This window comes from Anaerobacillus sp. MEB173 (assembly GCF_052119505.1).
In the GTDB taxonomy this organism is placed as follows: Bacteria; Bacillota; Bacilli; order Bacillales; family JBJMAU01; genus JBJMAU01.
On the sequence record NZ_JBJMAU010000008.1, the window covers coordinates 62,442 to 74,281 of the forward strand.

General features: G+C 36.6%; 13 protein-coding genes. 8 read left to right on the plus strand and 5 right to left on the minus strand.

What is annotated here, in order from left to right:
• The first annotated feature begins 67 nt into the window (after positions 1–67).
• The 4 genes from pstC (at position 68) to phoU (ending at position 3,431) form a co-directional block, all read left to right on the plus strand.
• On the plus strand, positions 68–1,012 hold the full coding sequence (pstC, locus tag ACJ2A9_RS15955) for a phosphate ABC transporter permease subunit PstC (RefSeq protein WP_441422667.1): 945 nt from the start codon (positions 68–70) through the stop codon (positions 1,010–1,012).
• Positions 1,013–1,015: 3 nt separating this feature from the next.
• On the plus strand, positions 1,016–1,900 hold the full coding sequence (gene pstA, locus ACJ2A9_RS15960) for a phosphate ABC transporter permease PstA (RefSeq protein ID WP_441422668.1): 885 nt from the start codon (positions 1,016–1,018) through the stop codon (positions 1,898–1,900).
• A gap of 61 nt (positions 1,901–1,961) precedes the next feature.
• Positions 1,962–2,759: a phosphate ABC transporter ATP-binding protein PstB gene (pstB, locus tag ACJ2A9_RS15965; RefSeq protein WP_441422742.1), complete on the plus strand. Its 798-nt coding sequence runs from the start codon at positions 1,962–1,964 to the stop codon at positions 2,757–2,759.
• Between the two features lie 18 nt (positions 2,760–2,777).
• On the plus strand, positions 2,778–3,431 hold the full coding sequence (phoU, locus tag ACJ2A9_RS15970) for a phosphate signaling complex protein PhoU (protein WP_441422669.1): 654 nt from the start codon (positions 2,778–2,780) through the stop codon (positions 3,429–3,431).
• 116 nt (positions 3,432–3,547) lie between these two features.
• On the opposite strand, the gene ACJ2A9_RS15975 is transcribed toward phoU, so the two are convergent.
• The 5 genes from ACJ2A9_RS15975 to ACJ2A9_RS15995 form a co-directional block, all read right to left on the minus strand.
• Positions 3,548–3,745 (minus strand): hypothetical protein, encoded by a 198-nt coding sequence (locus tag ACJ2A9_RS15975; RefSeq protein WP_441422670.1) that lies wholly within the window; start codon positions 3,743–3,745, stop codon positions 3,548–3,550.
• A 13-nt stretch (positions 3,746–3,758) separates the two neighbouring features.
• On the minus strand, positions 3,759–4,493 hold the full coding sequence (gene tatC, locus ACJ2A9_RS15980) for a twin-arginine translocase subunit TatC (RefSeq protein ID WP_441422671.1): 735 nt from the start codon (positions 4,491–4,493) through the stop codon (positions 3,759–3,761).
• A 71-nt stretch (positions 4,494–4,564) separates the two neighbouring features.
• Positions 4,565–4,795, minus strand: coding sequence for a twin-arginine translocase TatA/TatE family subunit (locus ACJ2A9_RS15985; protein ID WP_441422672.1), 231 nt, complete (start codon positions 4,793–4,795; stop codon positions 4,565–4,567).
• A 39-nt stretch (positions 4,796–4,834) separates the two neighbouring features.
• Positions 4,835–6,262 carry an alkaline phosphatase PhoX gene (locus tag ACJ2A9_RS15990; protein WP_441422673.1) on the minus strand — a complete coding sequence of 476 codons (1,428 nt, stop codon included), beginning with the start codon at positions 6,260–6,262 and terminating at the stop codon, positions 4,835–4,837.
• A gap of 408 nt (positions 6,263–6,670) precedes the next feature.
• Positions 6,671–7,873 (minus strand): M24 family metallopeptidase, encoded by a 1,203-nt coding sequence (locus ACJ2A9_RS15995; RefSeq protein WP_441422674.1) that lies wholly within the window; start codon positions 7,871–7,873, stop codon positions 6,671–6,673.
• 494 nt (positions 7,874–8,367) lie between these two features.
• Between ACJ2A9_RS15995 and ehuC the strand changes: the two genes are divergently transcribed.
• The 4 genes from ehuC to ACJ2A9_RS16015 all read left to right on the plus strand — a co-directional run bounded on the left by ehuC (position 8,368) and on the right by ACJ2A9_RS16015 (position 11,758).
• Complete coding sequence (gene ehuC, locus ACJ2A9_RS16000; RefSeq protein ID WP_441422675.1) at positions 8,368–9,027, plus strand: ectoine/hydroxyectoine ABC transporter permease subunit EhuC; 660 nt, start codon at positions 8,368–8,370, stop codon at positions 9,025–9,027.
• A 2-nt stretch (positions 9,028–9,029) separates the two neighbouring features.
• Positions 9,030–9,734, plus strand: coding sequence for an ectoine/hydroxyectoine ABC transporter permease subunit EhuD (gene ehuD / locus ACJ2A9_RS16005; RefSeq protein ID WP_441422676.1), 705 nt, complete (start codon positions 9,030–9,032; stop codon positions 9,732–9,734).
• A 20-nt stretch (positions 9,735–9,754) separates the two neighbouring features.
• Positions 9,755–10,570, plus strand: a complete 816-nt coding sequence (ehuA, locus tag ACJ2A9_RS16010) for an ectoine/hydroxyectoine ABC transporter ATP-binding protein EhuA (RefSeq protein WP_441422743.1) — start codon at positions 9,755–9,757, stop codon at positions 10,568–10,570.
• 258 nt (positions 10,571–10,828) lie between these two features.
• Positions 10,829–11,758: a TRAP transporter substrate-binding protein gene (locus ACJ2A9_RS16015; RefSeq protein WP_441422677.1), complete on the plus strand. Its 930-nt coding sequence runs from the start codon at positions 10,829–10,831 to the stop codon at positions 11,756–11,758.
• Positions 11,759–11,840: the final 82 nt, after the last annotated feature.

Here is an 11,840-nt window from a genome sequence, read left to right on the forward strand (position 1 = left end):
ATTTTGCTTTATTGATAATGGGCTTAATGATTTTGCTCTATAGGTATAGAGTGACGGGGGTTTTTACATGGTAAAAAAAAATGAAAACAGAGTAAATGTCCGCGAAATGATAGAGAATAAAAAGAAATCGGCTAGTATAGGTACTACAATGGAAAAGGCGGTACCCTACTTCTTATTGGCGATTGCCACTATTTCTATTTTAACAACGGTAGGTATTGTATTGACGCTTTTTAGCGAAACCATTCTCTTTTTTAAAGACGTACCGATTTTAGAATTTTATACAGGAACAGTACTAAAACCATTAGGTGAAAATGCACAGTTTGGAATATTACCATTATTAAATGGAACTATTTTTTCAACGATTATTGCGATGTTCGTTGCGATACCAATTGGGGTTATGACAGCTGTTTTTTTAAGTGAGTATGCATCTGATAAAGTGAGAAGAGTATTAAAACCCACTCTTGAAGTATTAGCAGGTATACCAACCATTGTATATGGATTTTTTGCCTTTACATTTGTCACGCCATTACTACGGTCGTTTATTCCAGGGTTGGATCCAACAAATATTTTAAGTCCAGGATTAGTCATTGGTATTATGATTATTCCGATGGTTGCATCTCTTTCTGAAGATGCCATGAGCTCTGTTCCGAATGCGATGAGAGAAGGGGCTTTAGGACTTGGTTCAACGAAACTAGAAGTAACGTGGAAAGTAGTTATTCCTGCGTCACTTTCTGGAATAATTGCCTCATTTGTACTTGGAATCTCTCGTGCAATTGGAGAGACCATGATTGTGACAATTGCTAGTGGGAGTTCAAAAAATTTCACATTTGATATAACCCAATCTATGCAAACGATGACAGCTTATATTGTAGAAGTAACAGGTGGAGATGCACCTGCTGGGTCTACTTTATATTACAGTCTATATGCTGTTGCGATGACACTATTTGTGTTTACATTGATCATGAATTTTATTGCACAATATATCTCTCGCAGGTTTAGGGAGGAGTATTAAATCATGAAGTATGTAGACAGTACTCAAGTTCAAAAGAAGATGAACCAACGGCTTACGACGAATAATTTAATGAAGGTATTATTCCTTTTGGCATCATTATTTGGCATAGTCATTTTAGTAGTTCTTATTTTACAGGTTTTGTCTGATAGTATGGGTTGGATTAATATTGGCTTTCTAACCAATAAACTATCTACCGATCCCTATAAAGCCGGTATTATGGGAGCTTTATTAGGAACGGTATGGTTAATGGTTGTTGTTGCTCCTGTTACAATGTTTTTGGGAGTTGGAACAGCAATTTACTTAGAGGAATATGCCAAAAAAGGGAGAGTTCGTTCCTTTATTCAGACAAATATAACTAATTTAGCAGGTGTCCCTTCTGTTGTATTTGGAATTTTAGGATTAACGATATTTGTAAGGGGGATGGATTTAGGTTCTGTCGTATTAGCTGGTGGATTGACGATGTCTCTCCTCGTCCTGCCTATTGTCGTCGTTGCTAGTCAAGAGGCTATTCGCGCTGTTCCACAATTCTTAAGAGAGGCCTCTTATGGAATGGGCGCTACAAAATGGCAAACAATAAGAAATGTAGTATTACCAGCATCAATTGCCGGAATATTGACTGGTGCAATATTAGCTCTTTCCCGTGCTATAGGCGAAACCGCACCACTTATAGTGATAGGAATTCCAGCGCTTCTTATTCCGTTACCAGATGGGATCTTTGATAGATTTACAATCTTGCCTGTACAAATTTATTATTGGACAATTGACTCTGCGCTAGTTACAGAATACGGAAACCTCGCCGCTGCAACAATACTGGTATTATTAGTTGTATTGTTTGTCATGAATTCAGTAGCAATAATTATAAGAAATAAATTTCAAAAACGATACTAATTAGGAGGATGGATATTGAATGGCTGTTTTAACGATAGATAATGACAAGCAAGCGAAAGAAATGACCGCTACAGAAAATACAGTGGACTCTAAAAGTATGGCGAAAAATATCGTTTACGATACGAAGGATTTAAACCTGTGGTATGGGAATGACCAAGCTCTAAAAAGCATTAATCTTCCTATTCGGGAAAATGAAGTTACAGCAATAATTGGTCCTTCAGGTTGTGGGAAATCAACCTATATTAAGACATTAAACAGAATGGTTGAACTTGTCTCGAGTGTACGTTTATCTGGAGAAATTTTGTATAGAGGCCGTAATATTTTAGATAGAAAATATAAAGTTGAAGAACTTAGAACGCGTGTTGGAATGGTCTTTCAAAAGCCTAATCCGTTTCCAAAATCCATTTTTGATAATGTTGCTTACGGGCCAAGAATTCATGGGATCAGGAATAAAAAAATATTACAGGAAATCGTTGAAAAAAGTTTACGAGGAGCTGCTATTTGGGATGATGTAAAAGATCGACTGCATGAAAATGCTTATGGCTTATCAGGTGGCCAACAACAACGTTTATGCATTGCGCGATGCTTAGCGATTGAACCGGATGTCATTCTTATGGATGAACCGACATCTGCTCTTGATCCCATTTCAACATTAAGAGTAGAAGAGCTTGTTAAAGAACTGAAGAAAGATTATAGTATCGTAATTGTTACTCATAATATGCAGCAAGCAGCACGAATTTCTGATAAAACAGCCTTTTTCTTAAGTGGTGAAGTGATTGAGTACGATCAAACAGAAAAAATATTTTCCACTCCAACAGAAAAACGTACAGAAGATTATATTACTGGACGTTTTGGTTAAGGAAGGGGTATTCAATCAATGAGTGTTCGAGGAAGTTTTGAGTCGGAATTAACATTGTTAAAGAATAATATCGTTGAGCTAGGAAAAAGTGCAGAAAATATGTTAAATGAAGTACTTAAAGGATTTAACGAACAGGACATATCTAAGATGGATTACGTCATTGGTTATGATAAGAACATTAATAAAATGGAACTTAAAATAAATGAAGCCGCTACATTAATGATTACAAGGCAACAACCAGTTGCTTCTGATTTGAGAAAAATTATTGTTGCGATGAAAATTTCTAGTGACTTAGAACGAGTTGCAGATTTGACAGTTGACATGGCAAAAGGCGGAAAGCGGATTGATGCCAATTCTTTCAATGCACATAAAGAGGCCCTCAATAAAATTGCTGAGCAGGCAAAGGAAATGCTATCGCTGTCCCTCGAAGCCTATGAAAAAAGTGATGTCTTATTAGCGAAAAAAATTGCTGCTCTAGATGACGATGTAGACAAGATGTATGGAGAGTTCATAAAACAGTTGTTTCATTTTGTAACGAACCAGTCCCAGGCAGAGCAGGCAACACAAGTTGCATTTATTACCAGATATCTTGAGCGTATTGCGGATTATGCAACAAATCTTGGTGAATGGGTTATCTATGAAGTAAATGGTGAACATTTTGATCTGAATTAATGAACAGAAATTTTACAAGCTCGATTCATTACAAGAACTAAAAACAAAATTAGTAATATTCCCTGAGAGCCAAACTTTTTCAAATGAGGTTTGGCTCATTTACATATTGTATTATATTAAAGATATTCTTTAACTTTTTTTTGTCGTTCTTGATTAAGAGGTAAATCATCAAATAATCTATAGTTTGCACTTAGGCCGCAAAATTCACATTTAGACAAATTCAATTGCCCATGATTGTTTAAAAGTTTTGTCACATGGGGCAAGTCGAGAACATTTATTCCATCTTTTACATGTTTTGGACAAACTGTTACCATTTTATTTACCTCCTTATGAATTTGAATCGACAGACACTTCAGTAGAGGCTTTCTTCCTGAAAACGATTTTACTAAGTGTAATACTAACTTCATATAAAATTAATAAAGGAATAATGACTAACACATCCGAAAGAAAGTCAGGTGGTGTAATAAATACAGAAACAACAATGAGTAAAAAATAGGCGTATTTCCTTCCTTTTATTAGTTTATGTGGGTTAACAATTCCTAGTTTCGTTAAGAACATGATGACTGCCGGCATTTCAAATAAAAAGCCGAATGGTAAAGTAAGATTTAGCATAAATTGAAAATACTTTTCTACTGTGAAAAATGTTTGAAATTGATCTCCAGCTATTTTTAATAGAAAGGTAAGAACTAACGGAAAAAGAACAATGTAGCCAAATGAAATACCGAAAATAAATAATATAAATAATCCGGGAATAAAGAATAGAGTGGCTCGCTGTTCCTCTTTTTTTAGAGCTGGTTGAATAAATTTCCATGCTTGATAGGCAGCTGTTGGAATTGTAATTGCTATAGCGATGACAGTTGCTAACATTAAGTAAACCCAAAGGATGTCACCAGGACCTAGTAATGCTAATTGTCCATCTAAGTCTTTTATCAAAAATCGGTAAATATCTTGGACAAAAACAAACGAACCAATTAAGGCAATGATAAAAATGATGAGTGTGACAATGATTCGTTTCCTTAATTCTGTTAAATGGTCAGTGAGCTGCATCTCTTCATTTCCCAATCTAACTAACTCCTTTCAGAAAAAAAAGAAAGATGCAGTAGGTAAAGACCGACCTACATCTTTCTATCTTTTTAGCTTCCTGTTTTCGTTTTCGTATGTTCAACTGCCTGCAGGTGTGTTTTTTCCTCGGATTTTTCCTTTTGATCATCTTCACCATTTACTAACTCATTGGTTGCTTTTTTGAATTCTTTTAACGTTGATCCAAATGCTTTACCAATTTCAGGGAGCTTTGATGGTCCGAAAATAATTAAAGCAATAACTAAAACGAGAATGAGACCTGGAATCCCAATGTTTTGTAACATGAATAAGCCTCCTAATTATTTAGTGAAATTTAATAGTGGTTAAATGTTGAAACCGTGACGATCTAAAACGGCCGCTGCTAATGGAGACATTCCATTTCTTTCAGCGTACTCAATAACCTTGCTAGAAATTTGTGGTGCAAAACTAGCCGGAGGAGCCGCGTGACTCATTGCCACTTGTCGAGCCGCATTGCGACGAGCAAATGGCCCCCAAATGGCAAACGTAATTCCTGGCGACTGCATGTTAATGAAGAATGTATTTCCATCAGGTGAAAAGGCTGGGCCAGCAAATTCTGAGTTATTTAGTCCATTTTCAGCAAAGGTGTAGACGTTTCCTTCAGGTGTAAGACCAATAATTCGGTCACGTCCGATGTTCCCATCCTCAGCAATCCAAAGGTCTCCCCACGGGGTGATTGTAATATTATCAGGCATTTCCAAATCATTGTGACTAGAAGATTCATAGAAAAGTTCTAATGTATTTGTTGCTGGAAAATAGCGATAAATACGACCATAATTTCCACTGCCAGCACTAGTGTCATCAAACCAGAAGGCACCTCCAGCAAACCAAGAACCTTCTAAACGGCTAAAACGAATACATCCTAAATCACGGGCATCTTCTTTAGCACGTTCAGGGTTTACCTGTTTCCAGACGATCCCGTACTGTTGCCCGGTTGAAAAATTACTTGCTTGATTGCTAGGAAGCTCATCAATCGCTGCTGCTTCTAAAATACCACCTTTTTGTAATGATCCTAGTTTTTGACTGCGATCATGTGGTGTAAAGCGGTAGAAGAAACTTGGGTTGTTATCTTCGGTTAAATACCAAATACCTGTTGATGGATCAACATTACATGCTTCATGTGAAAAGTATCCCATATCCCGAATTGGAGTTCTTGACATTTCATTTTCCGGATCATGAGGGTTTACTTCAAAAACGAAGCCATGTCCCATTTCACGGGTTTCTTCACACGTTAACCATGTACCCCACGTCGAAGGTCCACCAGCACAGTTACGGATATTTCCTGAGTTTGTTACATATTCGCTAATGACTTCGCGGTCAGGAGTTACTACAAGTGCAGTTGTTCCGCCAGCAGCACCTTTACTCCAAGGATTTTTTCCGTTTACAGGATGCGATGAGTTCGTTCCAAGTTCATGATTTCGGACAAGAATTGTTGAGTTTTTTGGACCTTGGAACGCAGCCATCCCATCATGACCAGCCGGAACTAGATCACCGTTTGACATTTTGTCGCCTGTTCTAGAAATGATTTTGTACTGAAAACCTTGTGGCAAGTCTAAAATCCCATCTGGATCCTTTACTAGTGGACCGTATCCACCAAAACCACTTGTCGGGTTGTTTTCTGTACCAGCTGCAAAACCCCGAGCTTGTCCACCTAGAGAAATAAGACCAGTCGTACCTAGCGTTAATGCTAGGGTACTCATACTGCCAACTTTTAAAAAATCTCTTCTGTTCACTTAAAAACCTCCTTAATGTTTATAGGATGCAAAGTCTGTGAAGTTGATCTATAACTAAGCTAACAAGTGAAAATTAACCCCTTATTAAAAGACTGTTAATACAATGTTAATGTTAAAAAATGATTATAAAGTAAGATTCAGTTGCTAGTTAAACGTGAGTAAACTACTAGTATTTGATCAGTCGCCATTGAATAAGGTCCTGAGGAATGGTTGATTATTATTTTTGGAAATAAATAATATGACAAATGGTAGAGTTATAAAAACTAGTTTTTAATTTTTTTGTAAAACTTTCATGTATATAAAGTAAATAACTTAGATGATAGGTAACAAAATTTGAAATATAGACAAATAGAAAAAGCAAGCAAGATACTAGCGTATCAAGCTTGCTTTCTCTGTTTTTTATTGGGTTTACCTGATAAACAGTTCTCTAGGGAATTTCGTTATCGTTTCGCACCCGGTTTCCGTAACCCTTAACGTTTCTGTAATGGCTACACCGTAGCCATCAAGCCATAATCCTGGCATCATATGAAATGTCATATTTGGCTTTAAGATCGTTTTTTCTCCTGGCTTAAAATATGCCGTATTTTCTGTCCAAACAGGTGGATAACTTAAGCCGACAGTGTAACCCATTCGTGATTCCTTTTGTAGACCATATTTATTAATCGTAGTTTGCCATGCTTTTTCAACTTCTTCACAAGTTACTCCTGGCTTGATTTTGTCTAGGGCCACATTTAGTCCCTCTATGACGATTTTGGCCGTTTCTTTGACTAAATTAGGTGGTTCTCCTATAAAGATTGTTCGGGTAAGTGGGGCATGGTATCGTTTGTAACTTCCTGACAATTCCATATACATGAGTTGACCATCTTGGTATGTTCCTTCTGTTGTCCAAGAGAAGTGCGCTCCGGCTGTTCTATCCCCTGCAGGCATAATAGGTGCCAGTGATGGGTACTCTCCACCATACTCCCCAGTTCCTATAATTAAGTCATTGTATATTCCTGCTGCAACATTAGATTCTCTTTCACCGATTGCAATTTTGTTAATGGCATTCGTCATTGTCTTTTCTACTATTCTTGCAGCAATGTTCATGTATTCTAATTCTTTTTCGGACTTTTGACCTCGTATCCAATTAACAAGCGATGTAGCATCAATAAATGTTGAATCTGGTAAACACTTTTCAAGACTCTTGTACCAGTGTGCATTGAAAAAGTAGGTATCAAATTCGAGACCAATCCTTTTTAAATGAAGGTTTTTTCCTTTCAAGAAGTCACCAATAAAATCCATTACATGAAGTGCTTTTGGCTCCCACAAGTATTTGTCGGGATATGCGATGACATTTTCTGTAATCATCCAAGTCGTTTCAGTTGCACAAAATAAGTCTTGCAACCTTACGATACAAACTGGTTCTTCTAAATCAAGTGCTACGATTACACCTTGAGGTACGTAATATGATAAGGCATCATATCCGGATATGTAGTTCATGTTTGCTGGATCTGTAATTAGTAATACGTCTATTCCTTGTTCTTCCATACTCATTTTTACATTTTTTACGCGATCTTGATACTCTTCTTTTTTAAATGGAAGGACCTTTTCTTTTTTTACAAATTGTAGCACTTATGCCTACCTCCTTATTTATCACTGCTATAAATTAGTTTTTTTAAATCATTTTTATGGATTTATCATACTTTATCGGAGGTTGAACGATCATCCAACAGAATGTAGAATTATTTTTTGAAAATTTGTACATTTTCGATATCCTTGTGTTTACGTAAAAAATGAAGGCAGTACAATAAATTTGAGCGAAATGAACCCTTTTGTTTAATTTGTATAATATTAGCCAACATTTTTATACAAAATTGAAATTGCTCTTTATACAGTGGTTTACTAAAATAGATATACCACAACAAATTATTTGAAAATTCTAAAGGTTTAGTCTAATATTGTGAAATTTTTTAATAGAAAGTTATTTATCACGTGGTTATGGCCATGAGGAGGTGCTAATAAAGAACCCATGTAGCAGATGAAAAAAATAACAAAGCCTTTATTTATGTTGGTAATGAAGTAAAAGAATTCCACCAAAATTTCTTAAAAAACTTATAAAGAGGAGTGTGATTACAATTAATACATATTTTGAACTGATACCTTCTTTATTAAATGGAGCCAAAATCACAATTCAAGTGCTTGTATTATCACTGATCTTTACGTATTCAATTGCATTTATTGCAGGATTAGGGAAATTATCAAAATATTTAATTATAAGAGGCATTAGTTCAGTCTATATCGAAATCTTCCGCGGCACATCTTTACTTGTACAATTGTTCTGGATCTATTTTGTATTACCGTTTTTTGGAATTGAACTATCAGCGTTGGCAGCCGGGGTTATTGCGATGTCATTATGTTACGGAGCATATGCATCGGAAATTGTTCGCGGTGCCATTCTTTCAATTCCTAAAGGTCAAACTGAGGCTGCTATCGCATTGAACATGACACCTTTTCAAAGAATGAGAAGAATTATTATTCCTCAGGCGATCAAAATTATGTTACCGGGTTTTGGCAATATTTCCATTGAATTAATAAAGGGGACTGCACTCGTTTCCTTAATTACTCTAGGTGATCTAACATACCACGCCTTAACATTACGCAATACAAATGTAGGGTTAACAACAGAGATTTTTACTGCTCTGATAATTCTTTACTTTGTTATTGCTCTACCTCTTATTATATTGGCACGTTGGTTAGAGCGTAGAGCGACGATGGGAGGTGTATAACAATGGATTTATGGAATTGGGATTTTGCTTTCGAAGTATTTCCTGTGATTTTACAAGCAATGTGGACAACTCTAGCAGCAACAGTCGTTGCCTTTGCCTTTGCTATGATATTAGGTCTCTTTTTAGCTGTGATGCGGCGCTCAACATTTAAACCGCTTGCTTGGACGATTATCGGTATCAGTGAGTTTATTAGGGCAACACCACCGCTTGTCCAGTTATTCTTTGTTTTTTATGTTCTCCCTTTTTGGGGTGTATCTTTGTCACCTTTTGTTGCCGGAGTGTTAGCTCTAGGGATCCACTATAGTACTTATTGTGCAGAGATTTATCGTTCAGGCATAGAGTCTGTTCCGCGTGGACAATGGGAGGCAGCAACTGCTCTAAATTTTACAAGAAGAAAAAAGTGGACGAGTATCATTCTTCCACAAGCAATTCCACCGATTATTCCCATGTTAGGAAACTATTTAATTTCAATGTTTAAAGAAACACCGTTGTTATCTGCAATCATGGTTGTAGAGATGTTACAAACAGCTAAAATCGTCGGTTCAGCATCCTTCCGTTATCTTGAACCATTCACGATTGTTGGAATTCTATTCTTATTACTTAGTTACCCGTCTGCATTATTGATCAAAAAGCTTGAAAATAAGCTGAACCGAAGAAAGATTGGAAAAACAAAGGGGAAATCAAATGGAAAGGGTGTGGCGGCATGACTTTATCAGCACGCTCAGAAATGATTGTTGAAAAGAGGGTATTATCAATTCGAAAATCAACGAAACCACTTGTAGTTTATAAAGATATCACGAAATCTTTTGGTGATATTAAAGTTATTCGGGGTGTAGACTTTGAGGTGACCCCAGGTGAAAAAGTAGCGATAATTGGTCCAAGTGGATCAGGGAAAACAACACTGATTCGCCTATTAATGACCCTTGAAGAACCAACTTCAGGTGTGATTGAAATTAATGGCGAGCCGTTATGGCATAAAGAAGTGAACGGAAAGCTCGTTAAAGCTGATGAGAAGCACTTGCATAAAATGCGAGGACAAATTGGAATGGTGTTTCAACAATTTAATCTCTTTCCTCATATGACTGTATTAAAGAACTGTACAGAAGCGCCTATTAATGTTCTAGGGGTAAACCGAAAAGAAGCTGAGGAACGTGCAATCGCAATGTTGGAGAAGGTAGGACTAGGGAATAAATTAGGAAATTATCCTTCTCAACTATCAGGTGGACAACAACAGCGTGTAGCAATTGCACGGGCTTTAGTCATGCGTCCCAAAGTCATGCTATTTGATGAGCCGACATCGGCACTTGATCCAGAATTAGTTGGTGAAGTACTTGATGTTATACGAGAAATCGCTGAAGAAGGTGAGATGGCAATGATCTTGGTTACCCACGAAATGGACTTTGCAAAAGATGTAGCAGATCGAATTGTGTTTACTGATGGTGGAAAAATCGTTGAACAAGGACCACCAAAAGATGTATTAGAAAATCCAAAAAGTGAACGTCTGCAAGCGTTTTTAAGAAGAATGCATATGCATTCAAAGTGAGGAAAATTTGACCATACTTCCTTAATATGAATGATAATTAAGAAGCCCAAAAATCAGGATCAGACAGATTTTTGGGCTTTTGATTTCCTTATTCCCCTACAAAAGAGAATGTAAGCTAAGTGTCTATCGTCTATAATTTCTATCAGCACGTTGTCGAAATAGAGAGGGTGTTTTTCTACATTTTGAATATTGTGAAAACTCAACAAAAAGAATATTCTTGTTAAAAGTTATATACAACAATAAAAGGAGGAAAAATTGTTGAAAAAATTAAAAGGATTTGCACTTGATCGAACACCAAGGGGGATAGCGACGTGTAAGATGATTGAATATGTTGAAAAAAACTCAAATGGACGTTTGAAAATCGAGCTACACCCTAATGAAACGTTTGGTACTGAACATGACATCATTAAAGCAGTACAAGCAGGTTCTCTTGATATTCAAATCGTTGGTGCAAATATGATCGCAAATACGATTCCTCAGTTTGCAGCGTTGTCACTACCGTTCCTTACAGAATCTATTGACGAAGGATTGGCCGTTTTGGATGGTTCAATTGGAAATCAGTTGAAAACGCTTGGAGAAGAACATGGGTTTAAAATTATAACGGATATTGCCCTTGGTTACGCCCAAATGACAAATAATATCCGCCCGATACATTCTCCTGCTGATTTAGAAGGATTGAAGGTGAGATCACCAAATGATCGAAGTTTTGTGGAAACATTTAAAACATTTGGTTCGGCCGTTTCTATCATAACGTACACGGATATTTATGATGGTCTTGCTCAAGGAGTAATCGAAGGACAATTTAATCCATTGGCAAACATCTTTGAATTAAAAATAGATGAGGTTCAGGATTATTTGGCAATGACGAACCATGCCTTTTACGTAGCTTACATTATCATGAACAAGGATGTATTTGATCGTTTAGACGATGAACTTCAACAAATTCTATTACAAGCCGGGAAAGAAGGAAAAGCTTGTGCCCGTGAATTCCTTATGGAAAATGAGAAACAGCTACAGGAAAGGGCGAATCAAGCATTTACAGGCGTTACATATCCTGATATGAAACCGTTCCAAGAAGCGGTTCAACCGATGTATAAACAAATGGAAGACATGATGGGGACTGATTGTATTAAAAGGATACAAGATTTTTTGAGGAGCTATCGTAGTAAACATAAAGTAGTCTATTAAGAAAATCAAAACGTGGAGTTAGACTATGAAATAATAGCCTATTAGATAATAAAAAGATCCCCTATATTCGGTTTTTAAACGA